13 protein-coding genes are annotated in these 18,261 nt (G+C 63.8%); 10 read left to right on the forward strand and 3 right to left on the reverse strand.

What is annotated here, in order from left to right; translation table 11 throughout:
• The first annotated feature begins 158 nt into the window (after positions 1-158).
• From OIU19_RS07365 to pgm, 4 genes are all read left to right on the forward strand, one after another.
• On the forward strand, positions 159-824 hold the full coding sequence (locus OIU19_RS07365) for a GntR family transcriptional regulator (RefSeq protein WP_264234465.1): 666 nt from the start codon (positions 159-161) through the stop codon (positions 822-824).
• Between the two features lie 193 nt (positions 825-1,017).
• Positions 1,018-2,670, forward strand: coding sequence for a VRR-NUC domain-containing protein (locus OIU19_RS07370; protein ID WP_264234466.1), 1,653 nt, complete (start codon positions 1,018-1,020; stop codon positions 2,668-2,670).
• A complete protein-coding gene (locus OIU19_RS07375) occupies positions 2,667-4,925 on the forward strand; it encodes an ATP-dependent DNA helicase (protein ID WP_264234467.1) in 2,259 nt (752 codons plus the stop codon). Before OIU19_RS07370 ends, OIU19_RS07375 begins: the two co-directional genes overlap by 4 nt.
• Before the next feature lie 89 nt (positions 4,926-5,014).
• Positions 5,015-6,652 (forward strand): phosphoglucomutase (alpha-D-glucose-1,6-bisphosphate-dependent), encoded by a 1,638-nt coding sequence (gene pgm / locus OIU19_RS07380; protein ID WP_264234468.1) that lies wholly within the window; start codon positions 5,015-5,017, stop codon positions 6,650-6,652.
• A 68-nt stretch (positions 6,653-6,720) separates the two neighbouring features.
• On the opposite strand, the gene OIU19_RS07385 is transcribed toward pgm, so the two are convergent.
• Together OIU19_RS07385 and OIU19_RS07390 are read right to left on the reverse strand one after the other, a co-directional pair.
• Entirely contained in the window at positions 6,721-8,490 is a 1,770-nt protein-coding gene (locus OIU19_RS07385; protein WP_264234469.1) for an acyl-CoA dehydrogenase C-terminal domain-containing protein, read from the reverse strand.
• A gap of 16 nt (positions 8,491-8,506) precedes the next feature.
• Positions 8,507-10,129, reverse strand: a complete 1,623-nt coding sequence (locus OIU19_RS07390) for an acyl-CoA synthetase (RefSeq protein ID WP_264234470.1) — start codon at positions 10,127-10,129, stop codon at positions 8,507-8,509.
• A gap of 193 nt (positions 10,130-10,322) precedes the next feature.
• Between OIU19_RS07390 and OIU19_RS07395 the strand changes: the two genes are divergently transcribed.
• The 6 genes from OIU19_RS07395 to OIU19_RS07420 all read left to right on the forward strand — a co-directional run bounded on the left by OIU19_RS07395 (position 10,323) and on the right by OIU19_RS07420 (position 16,518).
• Complete coding sequence (locus OIU19_RS07395) at positions 10,323-11,729, forward strand: sensor histidine kinase (RefSeq protein ID WP_264234471.1); 1,407 nt, start codon at positions 10,323-10,325, stop codon at positions 11,727-11,729.
• Between the two features lie 14 nt (positions 11,730-11,743).
• Positions 11,744-12,382, forward strand: a complete 639-nt coding sequence (locus OIU19_RS07400; protein ID WP_264234472.1) for a response regulator transcription factor — start codon at positions 11,744-11,746, stop codon at positions 12,380-12,382.
• Between the two features lie 101 nt (positions 12,383-12,483).
• Positions 12,484-12,957 (forward strand): MarR family winged helix-turn-helix transcriptional regulator, encoded by a 474-nt coding sequence (locus OIU19_RS07405; RefSeq protein ID WP_264234473.1) that lies wholly within the window; start codon positions 12,484-12,486, stop codon positions 12,955-12,957.
• Between the two features lie 30 nt (positions 12,958-12,987).
• Entirely contained in the window at positions 12,988-14,181 is a 1,194-nt protein-coding gene (locus tag OIU19_RS07410; protein WP_264234474.1) for an HlyD family efflux transporter periplasmic adaptor subunit, read from the forward strand.
• Positions 14,178-15,713, forward strand: coding sequence for a DHA2 family efflux MFS transporter permease subunit (locus OIU19_RS07415; RefSeq protein WP_264234475.1), 1,536 nt, complete (start codon positions 14,178-14,180; stop codon positions 15,711-15,713). Before OIU19_RS07410 ends, OIU19_RS07415 begins: the two co-directional genes overlap by 4 nt.
• 58 nt (positions 15,714-15,771) lie before the next feature.
• Entirely contained in the window at positions 15,772-16,518 is a 747-nt protein-coding gene (locus OIU19_RS07420; RefSeq protein ID WP_264234476.1) for an SDR family oxidoreductase, read from the forward strand.
• A gap of 11 nt (positions 16,519-16,529) precedes the next feature.
• On the opposite strand, the gene OIU19_RS07425 is transcribed toward OIU19_RS07420, so the two are convergent.
• A complete protein-coding gene (locus tag OIU19_RS07425) occupies positions 16,530-18,242 on the reverse strand; it encodes an ATP-binding protein (protein WP_264234477.1) in 1,713 nt (570 codons plus the stop codon).
• Positions 18,243-18,261 lie beyond the last annotated feature (19 nt).

Genomic DNA, 18,261 nt, shown 5'->3' on the forward strand with positions numbered 1-18,261 from the left:
ATTGTTCAACAATGTTTTGTTTGTGGATGAGCAATGTGCACCAGATTGTAACAATTGTCGGTAGCGGTGTTACCTAATGGAGCAGCCGTGACGCTGCGTCTTGCCAAGCACAAGGTGCTGATGGAACATCTGCACGGTTATCTCCTTCTGGATTGCTTATGAACGACGCTGCTTGTTCCCTGCCACGCACGCTGGGCGAGTCCATCACCCAGGAAGTCCGCAGAATGCTGGTGGAAGGCGAGCTGGTACCCGGCCAGCGCCTGTCCGAAGCAGCGCTGGCCGAGAGCCTGCAGATTTCCCGCAATACCTTGCGTGAGGCCTTCCGGGTGCTGACCCGCGAGGGCCTGCTCAAGCACGAGCCCAACCGTGGCGTAACCGTGGCAGAGCCAGACATGGCGTCGATCATCGACATCTATCGGGTGCGCCGTTTCATTGAATGCAAGGCCATTGCCCAGGGCTTTCCCATGCACCCAGGCACCCTGCAGATGCGCGAGGCGGTCGAGGCCGGCATGCGTGCGCGCGAGGCCAAGGACTGGGTAGCTGTCGGCACCGCCAACATGATGTTCCACAAGGGCATCGTCGAGCTGGCTGATAGCCCGCGGATGGTGGTGTTCTATGGCCAGATCGCCGCTGAGTTGCGCCTGGCCTTTGGCGTGCTCAATGATCCGGAGTTTCTCCACCTGCCTTATGTCGATATGAATGCGTCGATCTTGCGTTGTGTCGAGGAAGGCCGGCCCGATGAGGCCACGGCAATGCTCGATGCCTACCTGGTGCAGTCGGAACGTATCGTGCTGGCGGCTTACGAGCGCAGCCGAAATCGCTAGCCCCTGGCCCGGATAATCTGCGCCACTCGTCGGCTGTTGCCAGTGCCAGTCGACGAGTAGCAAAGGCGTGCAGCACAGGCAGGGCGGGCTTTTGCCGCTGCTCGATGGCGCTAGGTGGCCGGGCGCAGCGCTTGCCAGGCACCGATATCTGTATGTATAACCAGTGTTCGTTGCCGCTGCCCGACCTTTTGCCGTGATCGCTCATTCTGTCGATGACCCCCTCTATTATCTGCATAACTTCCGTAAGGTCCTGGCGTGGGTGGCTGTGCGCTATGCCGATCTGCTCGACGACCACGAGCAGGCGTTCATCAGTGCGTTCGAGCAATTGCAGCAGCCTGCCCAGGCGCTGTTGGTGCGCATGGTCATGCGCAAGGGCGAGCTGTTTCGCAGCGACAAACTCGAGTATGTCGAGATCGGTGACAGTCACTGCGCCTTACAGCCGCTGACGGCGTTGGGCTGGGTCAGCACGCAGGCCCCCTTGTCGCTGGAGCAACTGTTCAGCGTGCTGCGCAAGGAGGAGCTGGTGCAGTGCTTCGCGGCGCAACTGAGCCGCCCGCGTGCGGCCAAGCCGGACCTGCTGGCGCAGTTGCAGGCCTTATCATTACCCCCCAGGCCTTTCGCGCAGTGGTTTGCCGACAGCCCCGTGCAGATCATCCATTGGCGCCTGCAACCCTTATGCGACCGCTTGCGCTTGTTGTTCTTCGGTAATCTCTATCAGGACTGGTCGGATTTCGTCCTGGCCGACCTGGGCATGCTGCGTTTTGAAAAGGTCCCGTTCAGCGATGACAGCCGAGCGCTGCGCCAACGCGCCGAGATCGACCTGGCCATGGCCTTGCACCAGTGTGCCGAGCGTCTGGAGCAGGGCGAGGCGCCGGCGCTGCTGCTGGCCACGCTGCAGGGCCTGCACAGCGACAACCCCTGGCTGGCGCGGCGCCGCTCGCGGGTGCTGTTCAGCATCGGCCAGCAGTGCGAACGCCTGGCCGAATGGGACTTGGCGCTGAAGGTCTATGGCCAAAGCCGCCACCCTGAGGCACGGATTCGCCAGGTGCGGGTACTGGAGCGCAGCGAGCAGTGGGCGCAGGCCAAGACACTCGCCGAGCAGATGGCCGCGGCGCCCGGCAACGCCCACGAGGTTCAGGCATTGGCGCGCATGCTGCCGCGCCTGACGCGCAAGTTGGGCGGGCCACCCGCGGCCAGGCGCCGTGCGTCCGTGGTCACGCCGATCGAGCTGCAACTGCCCGTAGAGATGGCCGAACTTGGGGTCGAGGAGGCCGTGCGCGTGCATTTGGCCAAGCAAGGGGGGCAGGTCCATTACGTGGAGAACACGCTGCTCAACAGCTTGTTCGGCCTGCTCTGCTGGGAGGCGATCTTCGCCCCGGTGCCGGGGGCATTCTTTCACCCGTTCCAAATGGCCCCTCAGGACCTGCACGACGAAGATTTTCAGCAGCGGCGCAGTGCCCTGTTCGAGGCCTGCCTGGCGCGCCTGGATGATGGCAGCCATGCCCAGGCCATCCTGGCCTGCTTTGCCGCCAAGCAGGGGCTGCAGTCACCGTTCGTGTTCTGGCAGATGCTCACCCCGCAGTTGCTCGAGCAGGCGCTGGCCTGTGTGCCCGCCGCCCATCTCAAGCAGTGCTTCATGCGCTTGTTGCAGGATATTCGCAGCAATCGCGCCGGCATGCCGGATCTGATTCAGTTCTGGCCTGAGCAGGGGCGTTACCTGATGGTCGAGGTCAAGGGGCCGGGGGATCGCTTGCAGGACAACCAGCTGCGCTGGCTTGAGTTCTGTCGTGAGCACGGTCTGCCGGTCGCCGTGTGCCACGTGCGTTGGTGTGAGGCGCCGGCATGAGCTACAGCGTGGCGGTGCGTGCATTATGCGAGTTCAGCGCCAAGGTCGGTGATCTGGACTTGCGCTTCACCCCGTCGCCCACCGCCCAGGAAGGCATCGCCGGGCATCGGCGAGTGGTGGCGCGGCGCGCTGGTGATTACGAGGCCGAAGTCGCCCTTGAAGGGGACTATGAAAGCTTGCGCGTGCGCGGGCGTGCCGATGGCTATGACCCGCAGCTCAATCGCCTGGAAGAAATCAAGACCCACCGCGGTGACCTGGCCCGGCAACCCGACAACCACCGCCAACTGCACTGGGCCCAGGCCAAGGTCTATGCCTGGCTGCTGTGTCAGGCGCGGCAACTCGCAGAGGTCGAGGTAGCGCTGGTCTACCTGGATGTCGACAGCGATCGGCAAACCGTGATCAGCGAGCAGCACACAGCGGCAGAGTTGCAGCGCTTCTTTGAGCTTCAGTGCCAACGTTTTCTGGCCTGGGCGCAGATGCAGGAACAGCGCCTCGCCGAGCGTGACCAGGGCTTGCAGGCGCTGAGCTTCCCCTATCCGCAGTTCCGCCAGGGCCAACGCCAATTGGCCGAGACCCTGTACAAGGCGGTGAGTACCGGCCGCTGCCTGATGGCCCAGGCCAGTACCGGCATCGGCAAGACCCTGGGCACGCTGTTCCCGCTCCTCAAGGCGATGGCGCCGCAGCGCCTCGACAAGCTGTATTTCCTGACGGCCAAGACGCCCGGCCGGGCATTGGCACTCGATGCCTTGCGCCAGATCGACCAGGCCACGCCCCAGCCAGCCTTGCGTACGCTGGAGCTGATCGCCCGCGACAAGGCCTGCGAACACCCCGGCAGCGCCTGCCATGGCGAATCTTGCCCGTTGGCCAAGGGTTTCTACGACCGCCTGCCTGCGGCGCGCGAGGCAGCAGGCGCGCGGCCATTGCTCGATCGCCAGGCGCTGCGTGAGGTGGCCCTGGAACATCACGTGTGCCCTTACTACCTGGGCCAGGAGATGGCGCGCTGGGCTGATGTGCTGATTGCCGACTACAACTACTATTTCGATGCGCACGCCTTGCTGTTTGGCCTGGCCCAAGCCAACCAGTGGCGGGTATCGGTGCTGGTGGACGAGGCGCATAACCTGGTCGAGCGGGGGCGAGGCATGTACAGCGCCAGCCTGGATCAAGGCCAACTGCAGGCGTTGCGCCAGAGCAAGCCCGAAGGGTTGGTCAGTGCGCTGGATCGGCTGAACCGCCAATGGAACGCCCTGTACAAGGACCAGCATGCGCAGTACCAGGCCAGCGAGCGATTGCCCGACGGCTTGCTCAGCGCGTTGCAGCAGTGCATTGGCTTGATTCAAGAGCGCCTGAACCAGGCGCCTGCGCAAGTCGACCCGCTGCTCTTGCAGTTCTTCTATCAGGCCTTGCATTTCAGCCGGGTGGCGGAGTTGTTCGATGAGCATTTCATCTTCGACATCAGCCTGCGCAATGGCCCGCGCAAGCGGCGCCTGGCCACCCTGTGCCTGCGCAATGTAGTGCCGGCGCGCTTGCTGGGCCCGCGCATGAGTGCCGCGCGCAGTGTCACGTTGTTTTCCGCCACCCTCAGCCCACGGCATTTCTATGCCGACCTGCTGGGCATGCCTGGCGATACTGCTTGGCTTGAGGTCGCGGCGCCGTTCAAGGCAGAGCAACTGGATGTGCGCATTGTCAGCCAGGTGTCGACCCGCTTTCAGCACAGGCAGGCTTCGCTGGCGCCGATCGTCGAACTGATTGCCGAGCAGTATCGCAACCGGCCGGGTAACTACCTGGCGTTTTTCAGCAGCTTTGAATACCTGCAGCAGGTCGCCGGACTGCTGGCCGAACGTTACCCGCAACTGCCACGCTGGGAGCAGGCTGCGGGTATGGATGAAGCGGCGCGCGAGGCGTTTCTTGCGCGCTTTGTGCCAGACGGGCAGGGCATCGGCTTTGCCGTCCTGGGCGGGGCATTCGGCGAAGGGGTGGATTTGCCGGGTACGCGCCTGATCGGCGCCTTTGTCGCTACCCTCGGCCTACCTCAGGTCAACCCGATCAATGAGCAGTTCAAACAGCGCCTGGGTCGCCAGTTTGGCGCGGGGTTCGACTATGCCTACCTGTACCCCGGCGTGCGCAAGGTAATCCAGGCCGCCGGGCGGGTTATCCGCGGTGATGACGACCGTGGCGTGCTGCTGCTGATCGACGAGCGTTTCGCCGAGCCACGGGTGCAGCAGATGTTTCCCGCTTGGTGGCAGACGGCCCGTTAATAATCCCCGCTCGCCCCATCGCACGGCATTGCAACTCCCAGTACACTGCGCGTTCCAACACCTACATTCGTTGAACTCGAGGTTCTTGCATGACGCTCAGTCCTTTGGCAGGCAAGCTGGCTCCGGCCAGCGTTCTGGTTGATATTCCCCGCCTGCTGACCGCCTACTACACCGGCCGCCCTGATGCGTCCGTGGTGGCCCAGCGGGTTGCCTTCGGCACCTCCGGGCACCGGGGGACCTCCCTTGAGCTGAGCTTCAACGAGGACCACGTGCTGGCCATCACCCAGGCGATCTGCCTGTATCGCCAGACCCAGGGCATCGATGGCCCGCTGTTCATCGGCGCCGACACCCACGCACTGTCGGCACCGGCCGCCGCCAGCGCCCTGCAAGTGCTGGCGGCCAATGGCGTGCAGGTGATGCTGTCCAAGGATGACGAGTACACCCCGACCCCGGCGGTGTCCCACGCCATCCTCTGCTACAACCGTGGCCGCCAGACTGGCCTGGCCGATGGCATCGTCATCACCCCCTCGCACAACCCGCCACAAAGCGGCGGCTTCAAGTACAACCCACCCAACGGCGGCCCTGCGGACAGCGACGTGACCAAGTGGGTCGAGGCCAAGGCCAACGAACTGCTGGCCGCAGGTCTGGCCGGGGTCAAGCGCATGGACTACGCCCAGGCCCTCAAGGCGCCGACCACCCAGCGTCATGACTATGTCGGCAACTATGTCGCGGACCTGGCCAACGTCATCGACTTCGACGTCATCCGCGCCGCCAACCTGCGCCTGGGCGTCGACCCGCTGGGCGGTGCCGGGGTGCGTTACTGGCAGGCGATCGCCGAGCACTACCAGTTGAACCTGGAAGTGGTCAACACCGAGGTCGATCCGACCTTCCGCTTCATGACCGTCGACTGGGATGGGCAGATTCGCATGGACCCATCCTCGCCTTACGCCATGCAGGGTTTGATCGGCCTGCGTGAGCGCTTCGACGTGGCCTTCGCCTGTGACCCGGACCACGATCGCCATGGCATCGTCACCGCCGATGGCTTGTTGGCGCCGAACAACTACCTGGCGGTGACCATCGACTACCTGTTCCGCAACCGCCCGCAGTGGCGCAGTGATGCGGCAGTGGGCAAGACCGTGGTCAGCAGCGGCTTGATCGACCGCGTCACCGCGCGGCTGGGGCGCACCCTGTACGAAGTGCCAGTGGGCTTCAAGTATTTTGCCCAGGGGTTGTTCGACGGCTCGCTGGGCTTTGGCGGCGAGGAGAGCGCCGGTGCGTCGTTCTTGCGTCGGGATGGCTCGGTGTGGGCTACCGACAAGGACGGGCTGATCCCCGCGTTGCTGGCGGCGGAGATGACCGCACGCACCGGACGTAACCCGAGCCAGGCCTACGCTGACCTGACCGAGGCCCTGGGCAAGCCCTTTGCCACGCGGGTCGAGGCCAAGGCCGATGCGCGGCAGAAAGCCCTGCTGAGCAAGTTGGCGCCGGAGCAGGTCAAGTCGACCGAGCTTGCCGGTGAGCCGATCGAGCAGGTCTTGAGCCATGCCCCAGGCAATGGCCAGGCCATCGGTGGGCTGAAGGTGATGACCCGCAACGGCTGGTTTGCGGCGCGGCCATCGGGCACCGAGGACATCTACAAGATCTACGCCGAGAGTTTTGTCGACGAGGCGCACCTGCAGCGGCTGGTTGAAGAAGCTCAGGCGTTGGTGGATGCGGCCATTGCCTGATTGCGCGGTTTTGTCGATTCCGGCCCTATCGCTGCCACGTGTCACGCGATAGGGCCGGATGATTCAACCTAGAACTGGCCTGCCTCCATCCTATACAAACTCGAACTCCCCGCCCGCACACTGGCCTCCAGCGCCAACCCCCGCGGCAAGATTCGTTCGAAGAAAAACGCTGCACAGGCAAGCTTGGCCCCGCAGAACTCGGCATCTTCAGCCAATTTGGCCTGGGCTACCGCGGCCATCCGCGCCCACATGTAGGCATAGGCCGTCAGCCCAAATAGATGCAGGTATTCCACCGCCGTGGCACTGATCAGGTTGGCGTCGCTCGCCACCCCGGCCAGCAACCAGCGGGTGGTGTTTTCCAGTCGCACCAAGGCCTCGAGCAGCGCTTCGCGATGCACGGGCGCATCGACCGCGAACGCGCGAATTTCGGCGGCAAAGGCTGCTAGCCCCTGGCCGCCATCGGCCACCACCTTGCGCCCCAGCAGATCCAGCGCCTGGATACCATTGGTGCCTTCATAGATCTGGGCGATGCGCACATCGCGCACCAACTGCTCCTGACCCCACTCGCGAATGTAGCCATGGCCGCCGAACACCTGCTGGCCGAGCACGCAGCTCTCCAGGCCGTTGTCGGTGAAGAAGGCCTTGGCCACTGGCGTCAGCAGGGCGACCAGGCGCTGGGCATGCTCACGCTCACCGGCATCCTCGGCATAGCGCGCCAGGTCCAGCTGCTGGCCCACGTAAGTGGCAAAGGCGCGACCGCCTTCGGTGAGGCTGCGCATGGTCAACAGCATGCGCCGCACATCGCCATGGGCGATGATCGGGTCGGCGATCCGCTGCTGGGCTTGCGCGCCGCTGGCGGCGCGGCTTTGCAGGCGCTCATTGGCGTAGCGTGCGGCGTTCTGGTAGGACGCCTCGGCGCAGCCAATGCCCTGGATGCCGATCGACAGGCGCTCGTAGTTCATCATGGTGAACATCGCGGCCAGGCCCTTGTTCGGCTCGCCTACCAGAAAGCCGGTGGCGGCATCGAAGTTCATCACGCAGGTGGCCGAGGCCTTGATGCCCATCTTGTGTTCGATCGAGCCGCAGTGAGCGCCATTGCGTGCACCCAGGCTGCCATCGGCCTCGGGCAGGAACTTAGGCACCAGAAACAGTGAGATACCTTTGGCGCCTGCGGGGGCGTCGGGCAATTTCGCCAGGACCAGATGGACGATGTTCTCGGTCAGGTCCTGCTCGCCGCCGGTGATGAAGATCTTGCTGCCGCTGATCTGGTAGCTGCCATCGGCCTGCGGTTCGGCGCGGGTGCGGATCAGCCCCAGGTCGGTGCCGGCGTGGGGTTCGGTCAGGCACATGGTGCCGGCCCATTGGCCGCTGTACAGCTTTGGCAGGTAAGCGGCCTTGAGCGCTTCGCTGGCATGCGCATCGATCGCCAAACAGCTCCCGGCACTCAACGCCGAATACAGGCTGAAGCTGCTGTCGGCGGCGTACATCATCTCTTCGAACAGCACCCCGAGCATCTTTGGCATGCCCATGCCGTCATAGTCAGGATTACCGCCCAAGCCGACCCAGCCGCCTTCGCGGTAGGTGTGCCAACTCTCGCGAAAGCCGTCTGGGGTGCTGACCTGCCCCGCGTCGAAGCGCACGCCTTGCTCATCGCCGTTGCGGCTGAGCGGGGCGATCAGTTGGCCGGTTATTTTCGCCGCCTCTTCGAGAATGGCGTCGGCGGTGTCGGCATCGACCCGTTCGGCCAGGGCCGGCAGGCGCGCCCACAGGGCAGGGCCTTGGAACACGTCATGAAGCACGAAGCGCATGTCGCGCAGTGGAGCGTTGTAGTCGGTCATATCGAAGCTCGTCGGTTCAGAGGGCCTTGGCCCGGTCGCGCAGCAGGTATTTCTGGATCTTGCCGGTGGAGGTCTTTGGCAGGTCGCCGAACAGCACGGTCTTGGGCACTTTGAAGGCTGCCAGGTGCTCGCGGCACCAGGCGATGATCTCAGCTTCGCGGGTGGCGCCATGGCCCTGCTTGAGGGCGACGAAGGCGCACGGCGTCTCGCCCCATTTCTCATCTGGGCGGGCGACCACTGCGGCTTCGAGCACGGCAGGGTGCTTGTACAGGGTGTCTTCGACTTCGATGGTGGAGATGTTCTCGCCACCGGAGATGATGATGTCCTTGAGGCGGTCTTTGATCTCGACGTAACCGTCGGCATGCCACACCGCCAGGTCGCCGGTGTGGAACCAGCCGCCGCGGAAGGCTTCGGCGGTGGCTTCGGGGTTTTTCAGGTAGCCCTTCATCACCGTGTTGCCGCGCATGAAGATCTCGCCCAGGGTGTTGCCGTCGCGCGGTACTGGCTGCAGGGTCTGCGAGTCGGCCACCATCAAGCCTTCCAGGGTTGGATAACGCACGCCCTGGCGCGACTTGATGCGTGCACGCTCCGCTAGCGGCTGCTGGTCCCATTCGGCATGCCAGGCGCACACCGTGACCGGGCCATAGACCTCGGTCAGGCCGTAGACGTGGGTGACCGCGATGCCCATCTCCTCGACCGCGCCGATCACCTTGGCCGGTGGTGCAGCGCCGGCCACCATCGCCTGCACCGGGTGCTCGATGGCGGCCTTGGCGGTATCCGGCATGTTCACCAGCGCGTTGAGCACGATCGGCGCACCGCACAGGTGGCTGACGCGGTGTTCGCGGATCAGGGTGAGGATCTTTTGCGGATCGACCCGGCGCAGGAACACATGGGTGCCGGCCAAGGCGGTGACGGTCCACGGGTAGCACCAGCCGTTGCAGTGGAACATCGGCAAGGTCCACAGATACACCGGATGGTTACCCATCGCCCAGGTCATCTGGTTGCCGATGGCGTTGAGGTAGGCGCCGCGGTGGTGGTAGACAACGCCTTTCGGGTTACCGGTGGTGCCGGAGGTGTAGTTCAGCGAAATGGCCTGCCATTCGTCTTCAGGCCACTGCCAGGCGAACTCAGGGTCACCCTCGGCCAGCAGCGCTTCATAGTCCAGGTCACTGACCGGCTGGCCTTCGCCGTATTCCGGATCGTCGACGTCGACCACCAGGGGTGGCTGGGCCAGCAGCGCGAGGGCGCCTTGGATCACCGCGTGAAACTCGCGGTCAGCGATCAGCACCTTGGCTTCGCCATGTTCCAGCATGAAGGCAATGGCTTCGGCGTCCAGGCGCACGTTGAGGGTGTTGAGCACCGCGCCGAGCATGGGCACGGCAAAATGCGCTTCGAGCATCGCCGGGATGTTCGGCAGCATCACCGCAACGGTGTCGCCCTGGCCGATGCCGCGCTCGGCCAGGGCGCTGGCCAGGCGTCGGCAGCGTTGATAGGTCTGCTGCCAGTTGCGCCGGATAGCGCCGTGGATCACGGCCGGGTATTGGCCGTAGACCGAGGCGGTGCGCTCGATGAAGCTCAGCGGGGTGAGGGGAACATGATTGACAGCAGCGGGCATCAGGCCCTGGGAGAATATCGACATGCGGTGGTCCTGTGTGGGAGGCAGGCGCAGCCTGTGCGCTGGGCTCCCGGTGGCTGATTGTTAGCTCTGATCAGGGAAGGGGCAGCGAAAAATGGCTCGCTTGCCCTGTCGCATTTTTACGCGAACCGCTATGTTAGCTGGAAGATCGACTATAGCAATATGGTAGAAATACTATAAAAAGTGAGCTCAAGCCGTGGATCACACCTCATTACCGTTGCTAGCTAAAGACCCGCAGCCCAGCGCGCTGCTAGCGGCCGACGCTCAATTGATCAGCGCCAATCGCGCCTTGCAGGCGATGATTGCCCAAGGGCCGGCGCTGGCGCAGTGGCTGCCGGCAAATTGTGCAGCGCTGGTTCGCGCTTGCCTGCGCCAAGACCGCGCGATTGCCGAGGTCGAGGCGCAGGTTGGCCAGCGGATCTTGCTCTGGACCTTCATCCCCGATGCTCGTGGCCAGCAGGTCCTGGCGCGTTGTCGCGATGCCAGCGACGAGCGCCACGCCGCGCGCGAAGCCAATCAATCGCGCCGGCTGTACCGCCTGATTACCGAGAACACCACCGACCTGATCTCCCGGCACAGCCCGGACGGGCGCTTTCTCGATGCCACGCCAGCGGCCTTTCGCCTGCTTGGGGTGTGGCCAGAGCAGTTGCGCGGCACTCCGGTGCGCAACTTGCTGCACCCGCACGAGCGTCGCCAGGCGCTGCGTCAGGCGGCTGCGGCGTTGGATGCGGATGGCTATCACCTCATGACCTGCCGCGTGCGTCACGCCGATGGCGGCTATCGCTGGTTCGAGATCGCCAGCCGGGCGATACGCGAAACCTATACCGGGGCGGTGGTGGAGATCGTCAGTGTCTCTCGCGACATCAGCCTGCGCATCGAGGCCCAGCAGAACCTGGCGCACAGTGCCCGGCTGGCGACCCTGGGCGAGCTGGCCTCAGGCATTGCCCACGAAATCAATCAGCCGCTCGCGGCAGTGGTCAATTACGCCAACGCCAGCCAGCGTTACCTGCACGCTGTGGAGCATGACTCACAGGCGCGGGATCGGGTCGGCCAGGGCTTGCAACGCATCGTTGAACAGGCGACCCACGCCGCCGAGGTGATCCGCCGCCTGCGCGCTTTTTTGCGCAAGGGGCCACGTCGCCTACAGGCGCTGGCGATCGCCGATGTCGCCGGCGAAGCGGTGCGTCTATGCGCCTGGGAGGCCGACCGCGATCAGGTCGAGATCGAGCTGCGCCTGCCCAGCACCTTGCCCCAGGTATACGCCGACCGGGTGCTGCTGGAGCAGGTACTGCTCAACCTGCTGCGCAACGCCATCGACGCCAACCGTGACCAGCACAGGGGCCAGCCGTCGCGTATCGTCCTGGCTGCACGCCGCGAGGGGGACTGGCTACAGGTCGAGGTCAGCGATCAAGGGCCGGGCGTTGCCTGCGAGCGGCTGGATGATATTTTTACCCCGTTCACCACCAGCAAGGCAGACGGTCTCGGCCTGGGCCTGAGCATGAGCCGCAGCCTTATCGAAGGCTTTGGCGGCAGCTTGCAGGCGCGCTTGGGGGAGGCGGGCGGCTTGGTGCTGTGCTGCCGCTTGGCGGCGATCAAACTTTGAAGGGCAGGGCAGTGATGCAGGCGAAGGTTTATGTGGTCGATGATGATCTGGGCATGCTCGATTCGACCGTCTGGTTGCTCGAGTCGGTGGGGTTGCAGGCGTTGCCATTCAGCAGTGGCCAGGCGTTTCTGGATGCCTGTGCAGGCGATGAGCCGGCCTGCGTCCTGCTCGATGTGCGCATGCCTGGCCTGGGCGGCCTGGCGGTCCAGCAGGCGTTGCGTGATCGCGGGGTACTGATGCCGGTGATCTTTGTCAGCGGCCATGCCGATGTACCGATCGTGGTACGGGGGTTCAAGGCTGGTGCCTGCGACTTCATCGAAAAGCCCTACAACGAGCAGCTGTTGCTCGACAGCGTCCAAGCGGCATTGAGCCACGCGCATCAGGCGCAGCAGGGCAGTCTTGAGTTGGCCGCCATTCAGGCCCGTATCGACGGCATGACGCCACGTGAGCGCGACGTGTTCATCCCGCTGGTGCAAGGCCTGAGCAATCGGCAAGTCGCCGAGCAATTGGGGGTCAGCGTGAAGACCGTCGATCTGTATCGAGGACGTGTGATGAAACGCATGCAGGCCAGCAGCCTGGCGCAGTTGGTAGGGATGGCGATTGCCTGTGGTCAGGTGCAGGCGCTGGGGCTGGGTGCGATTGAAGTGAACTAACTGGCAGTCATGAAGGCTAATTTACATAGCCCGCTAATCAAAGCTTTGACATTCACTGCCTAGGCAGTAATATTTTCACACAATTGTCCGAGCAGCTGTCGATGTCTCATTTCAACCCGGAAAATTTCCAGACCTGCGCCATCGGCATGCTGCTGGGCCGCGCCGCGATCCTCAAGGACCGCATCCTCGACTGGCACCTGGAGAGCGAGGGGGTTACCGCCGCGCAATTCAAGGTGCTGATCATCGTCACCCAGTATCAGGTCGACACCCCAGCCGAGCTGTGCCGCTACCTGGGCCTGGATAGCGGTTCGATGACGCGCATGCTCGATCGCCTCGAACACAAAGGCCTGATCCTGCGCAACCGCTGCGCAGATGATCGGCGCCAAGTGCGCCTGGCCTTGACCGCTGATGGTCAACGTCTGGCCGACCGCCTGCCGGAGATCGGCGCGGCGGCAATGAACGAGCTGGTCGGTGTACTTCAGCCCGAAGAACTCAAGACCCTCGAAGGCCTGTTGGCCAAGGTGCTGCTCGGCGCTGGCGACCCCCTGACGATCCGCCGCTTTGGCGATCGTTGATCCCTGTTACGCATTATCCAAGGTATTGTCATGGCCACTCCCACGGACACCTCTCCATCCACCTCTGCAGCCCAGGGCTCAGGCAAGCGCAAGGCGTGGCTGCTCGCTTTGCTGCTGTTGGTGATCCTTGCCGGTGCTGGCACCTGGGCCTGGTACAGCCTGGTCGGGCGCTGGCACGAAAGCACCGATGACGCCTATGTCAACGGCAACGTGGTGGAAATCACCCCATTGGTCACCGGCACGGTGATCAGCATCGGCGCCGATGACGGCGACCTGGTGCATGCCGGCCAGGTACTGCTGCAGTTCGACCCCGCCGACAGCGAGGTGGCCTTGCAGGCCGCTGAAGCCAAACTGGCGCGCACAGTGCGCGAGGTGCGCGGGCTGTACAGCAATGTCGACGCGCTCAAGGCCCAGTTACAGAGCCGTACGGCCGAGCTGAAGAAAGCCCGTGACAACTACAACCGGCGCAAGGTACTGGCTGACAGTGGCGCGATCGCCGCCGAGGAAATCTCCCATGCCCACGATGACCTGACCTCGGCGCAAAGCGCGCTGGACAACGCCCGTCAGCAGCTCAATACCAGCACTGCGCTGATCGACGACACGGTGGTTTCCTCGCACCCAGAGGTGATGGCGGCAGCGGCTGACCTGCGTCAGGCCTATCTGGACCACGCCCGCACCACCCTGGTGGCGCCGGTCACCGGCTACGTGGCCAAGCGCACCGTGCAATTGGGCCAACGCCTGCAACCGGGCACGGCGACCATGGCCGTGATTCCGCTGGATCAGGTGTGGATCGATGCCAACTTCAAGGAAACCCAGCTGCGCCAGATGCGCATTGGCCAACCCGTGGAAATCAGCGCCGACTTGTACGGCAGCGAGGTCAAGTACACCGGCACCATCGACAGTCTCGGCGCCGGCACCGGCAGTGCCTTTGCCTTGTTGCCGGCGCAGAACGCCACCGGCAACTGGATCAAGATCGTCCAGCGGGTGCCGGTGCGTATTCACCTCAATCCCGAGCAGCTCAAGGAGCATCCGCTGCGTATCGGCCTGTCCACCCTGGTCGAGGTCGACCTGCACGACCAGAGCGGCCCGGCCCTGGCCCAGCAGCCACCGCAGCAGGCCAGCTACACCACCCAGGTGTACGACCGCCAGCTGGTCGAGGCCGACCACCTGATCGCCCGGCTGATCCATGACAATAGCGCCAGCGGCAAGACGGCCCAGCGATGAGCAACACAGCGCCCGCGCAGTTCACCCCGCCGAGCCTGCTGTTGACCACCATCGGCCTGTCGCTGGCGACCTTCATGCAGGTGCTCGACACCACCATCGCCAACGTTGCCTTGCCGACCATCTCGGGCAACCTGGGGGTCAGTTACGAGCAGGGCACCTGGGTCATCACCTCGTTTGCCGTGAGCAACGCCATCGCCTTGCCGCTGACCGGCTGGCTGAGCCGGCGTTTTGGTGAAGTGAAGCTGTTCATCTGGGCCACGCTGCTGTTCGTGGTGGCGTCGTTCCTGTGTGGCATTGCCCAGTCGATGCCGGAGTTGGTGGGCTTTCGTGTGCTTCAGGGGGTGGTCGCCGGCCCCCTGTACCCGATGACCCAGACCCTGCTGATTGCGGTTTATCCGCCTGCCAAACGGGGGATGGCCTTGGCGTTATTGGCCATGGTCACGGTGGTCGCGCCGATTGCCGGGCCGATTCTCGGCGGTTGGATCACCGACAGCTATAGCTGGCCATGGATCTTCTTCATCAATGTGCCAATCGGCCTGTTCGCTGCCGCCGTGGTGCGTCAGCAGATGCGTAGTCGGCCCGTGGTGACCAGCCGCCAGCCGATGGACTACATCGGCCTGATCACCTTGATCATCGGCGTTGGTGCATTGCAGGTGGTGCTGGACAAGGGCAACGACCTGGACTGGTTCGAGTCGTCGTTCATCATCGTCGGCAGCCTGATTTCGCTGGTGTTCCTGGCGATCTTCGTCATCTGGGAGCTGACCGACCGCCATCCGGTGGTCAACCTGCGGTTGTTCGCGTACCGCAATTTCCGCATCGGCACCCTGGTGCTGGTCGGCGGTTATGCAGGCTTTTTCGGCATCAACCTGATCTTGCCGCAGTGGCTACAGACGCAGATGGGTTACACCGCCACCTGGGCCGGGCTGGCCGTGGCGCCGATTGGCTTGCTGCCGGTGGTGATGTCGCCGTTTGTCGGCAAATACGCGCACCGCTTCGACTTGCGCGTGCTGGCTGGCCTGGCGTTCCTGGCCATCGGCACCAGCTGCTACATGCGCGCAGGCTTCACCAACGAGGTGGACTTCCAGCATATCGCCCTGGTGCAGCTGTTCATGGGTATTGGTGTGGCGCTGTTCTTCATGCCGACCTTGAGCATCCTGTTGTCGGACCTGCCGCCCCATCAAATTGCCGATGGCTCGGGCCTGGCCACCTTCCTGCGGACCTTGGGCGGCAGCTTCGCCGCATCGCTGACCACCTGGATCTGGATTCGCCGCGCCGACCAGCACCACGCCTACTTGAGCGAGCACATCAGCCAGTATGACCCGGCCACCCGGCATACTTTGGAGCAACTGGGCGGCGCTAGCCCGCAGAGCTATGCGCAGCTTGAGCAGATCCTCAATGGCCAGGCCTACATGATGTCGACGGTCGACTACTTCACCCTGATGACCTGGATATTTGCCGGGTTGATCCTGCTGGTGTGGTTCGCCAAACCGCCGTTCACCGCCAAGGCGGCGCCGGCTTCGGCAGGGCACTAGTTGTCAATCCAGTGAGGCAGGCGTTAGCCTTGTGCCATCAATTTCCAAGGGGGAATGGATGGACAAGGTAATCGTCATCACCGGTGCCAGCCGTGGCATCGGTGCCGCCACCGCACTGCTGGCTGCGCAACAGGGCTATCGCATCTGCATCAACTACCATGCGGACGACCAGGCTGCCGAGCGCATCCTGGCCCAGGTCCGCGAGCTGGGCGCCGAGGCGATCGCCGTGCGCGCCGATGCCAGCGTCGAGGACGAGGTAGTGCAGCTGTTCCACCGCGTCGATCAGGAGCTGGGGCCCGTCAGCGCATTGGTCAACAATGCCGGCACTATCGGTCAGCAGAGCCGGGTCGAGGAAATGTCCGAGTTTCGTCTGCTCAAAGTGATGAAGACCAACGTGGTCGGGCCGATACTGTGCGCCAAACATGCGCTGCTGCGCATGGCCCGCCGGCATGGCGGTCAGGGTGGGGCGATCGTCAACGTGTCATCGATGGCCGCGCGCCTGGGCTCGCCCAACGAGTACGTTGACTACGCCGCCTCCAAGGGCGCCCTGGACAGTTTCACCATTGGCCTGGCCAAGGAAGTGGCGGGCGAGGGCGTGCGGGTCAATGGCGTGCGCCCGGGCTACATCCACACCGGCTTTCATGCCCTGAGCGGCGATCCTGAACGGGTCAGCAAGCTCGAACCTGGGCTGCCGATGGGGCGCGGTGGCCAACCGCAAGAGGTGGCCGAGGCGATCCTTTGGCTGCTGTCGGACAAAGCTTCCTATTCCACTGGCAGCTTTATCGACCTCAGCGGCGGGCGCTGACGCACGCTGTCTCACTGCTCGAGCATCTGGCCGATCCGTTCGGCCAGGGCTTGGAGGGTGAATGGCTTGGTCAGTACGCTCATGCCAGGCTCCAGTTCGCCATTGCTCAACACGGCGGTTTCATCGTAGCCCGTGACGAACAGCACTTTCAGCCCTGGGTAGCGCGCCCGCAGTGCGTCCGCTACCTGGCGGCCGTTGAGCCCACCCGGCAGGCCGACGTCAGTGACCAGCAAATCAGGGCCCGCTGCGTCGTGCAGGCCACTGAGTGCGATCGGCCCATCCTCGAACATCTCAACCTGATGCCCCAGTTCTTCCAGCACTTCGGCCATGACCAGGCGCATCGCCGCTTCGTCCTCTACCACAACCACCCGGCAACCTGTAGCAGGTGGCTTTGTCGTGCTCAAGACCCGCTCAGGTTGCACTGCAAGCGATCCTGCCGTCGGTACATGACGCGGTATGAACAGCTTCACCACGGTGCCCTGGGCAAGCCTGGAGTCGATGTGCATTTGACCGCCCGATTGACGTACGAAGCCATACACCATCGATAGGCCCAGCCCGGTCCCGCGACCCAGCGCCTTGGTAGTGAAAAAGGGTTCGACTGCACGCGCCACGACCTGGGCCGACATCCCTCGGCCGCTGTCTTCCACGCTCAGGCAAAGATAAGCCCCGGCAGCTAGATCGAGTGGTTTGGCCTGGGCCTCAAGCAGCTCGACATTGTTGCAGCGAATAACGATATCGCCACCTTCAGGCATGGCATCGCGAGCATTGATACAGAGGTTGAGCAGGGCGCTTTCCAATTGCGGTGGATCGATGCGTACCGGCCATAGGTCAGTGGCGCAGTGGTTGTGCAGACGGATATGCGGACCCACGCTACGACCAATCAGCTCGTGCATGCCGGCGACCAATTCTGCGACAGAAGTCAGCCTGGGCAGCAGCGTCTGCCTGCGGGAGAACGCCAGCAGCCGATGGACCAGGGCGGCGGCGCGATGGGCCGCGTCATGGGCACTGTGCAGTAGCGCTGGGAGGGCATCAGGGCGCTCGTCCGCCAGCCGCGCTTGGGCCAGCTCCAGTGCGCCGAGGATACCGCCAAGCAGGTTGTTGAAGTCATGGGCCACGCCTCCGGTGAGTTGGCCGACAGCCTCCATTTTTTGTGCCTGACGCAAGGCCTCCTCAGCTTTTATGCGCTCGGCCATTGCTTGGTTGACGCGTTGCTCAAGCTGCTCGTTGAGCTTCTGCAGGGCATTTTCGGCACGTTTGCGCGCAGTCACATCGCGAAAGATCACCGCAACCATTCGTTGCTCGGCGGGCTCCAGGCGCAGCGCGCTGAGGGCCAGGCAGCGATCAGTGGCGTACAGGTCATGCTCGAAGTAGACCGGCTCACCGCTACGCGCTGCATCACCGAAGCGCTTCAGCCAGACCTCGGCTTCGTCCGGGATGACCTGGCGCAAGGTCCGCCCCACCACATCAGGCAGGCCGGCGTGACGCGAATAGGCCGCGTTGGCCATCAGGTGCACGTAGTCGCTCATCGGGCCATTGGGGCCGTCGATGAACTGGATGACGCAAAAACCTTCTTCCATGGTCTCGAACAGGAAGCGGTAACGTTCGGCTTCTTGTATGCGCTCGTGGAATAGCGCAGCTTCGTGGGTGAGGCGTGCATTGTCGCACTGCAAGGCCATCACCTGTTGGCGCAGGTGGTTCAGTTCGCTAGACGTCTGTGTCGACATCCGTGTCTCCATCCCTATG

The sequence above is a fragment of the Pseudomonas sp. BT-42-2 genome, from assembly GCF_025847435.2.
GTDB classification, from domain to species: domain Bacteria; phylum Pseudomonadota; class Gammaproteobacteria; order Pseudomonadales; family Pseudomonadaceae; genus Aquipseudomonas; species Aquipseudomonas urmiensis.

Excerpts from the sequence above, each read along its gene's own strand:
- OIU19_RS07365 (WP_264234465.1), top strand. The coding sequence starts at position 159 with ATGAACGACGCTGCTTGTTCCCTGCCACGCACGCTGGGCGAGTCCATC.
- OIU19_RS07375 (WP_264234467.1), top strand. The coding sequence starts at position 2,667 with ATGAGCTACAGCGTGGCGGTGCGTGCATTATGCGAGTTCAGCGCCAAG.
- pgm (WP_264234468.1), top strand. The coding sequence starts at position 5,015 with ATGACGCTCAGTCCTTTGGCAGGCAAGCTGGCTCCGGCCAGCGTTCTG.
- OIU19_RS07385 (WP_264234469.1), bottom strand. The coding sequence starts at position 8,490 with ATGACCGACTACAACGCTCCACTGCGCGACATGCGCTTCGTGCTTCAT.
- OIU19_RS07390 (WP_264234470.1), bottom strand. The coding sequence starts at position 10,129 with ATGTCGATATTCTCCCAGGGCCTGATGCCCGCTGCTGTCAATCATGTT.
- OIU19_RS07400 (WP_264234472.1), top strand. The coding sequence starts at position 11,744 with ATGCAGGCGAAGGTTTATGTGGTCGATGATGATCTGGGCATGCTCGAT.
- OIU19_RS07405 (WP_264234473.1), top strand. The coding sequence starts at position 12,484 with ATGTCTCATTTCAACCCGGAAAATTTCCAGACCTGCGCCATCGGCATG.
- OIU19_RS07410 (WP_264234474.1), top strand. The coding sequence starts at position 12,988 with ATGGCCACTCCCACGGACACCTCTCCATCCACCTCTGCAGCCCAGGGC.
- OIU19_RS07415 (WP_264234475.1), top strand. The coding sequence starts at position 14,178 with ATGAGCAACACAGCGCCCGCGCAGTTCACCCCGCCGAGCCTGCTGTTG.
- OIU19_RS07420 (WP_264234476.1), top strand. The coding sequence starts at position 15,772 with ATGGACAAGGTAATCGTCATCACCGGTGCCAGCCGTGGCATCGGTGCC.
- OIU19_RS07425 (WP_264234477.1), bottom strand. The coding sequence starts at position 18,242 with ATGTCGACACAGACGTCTAGCGAACTGAACCACCTGCGCCAACAGGTG.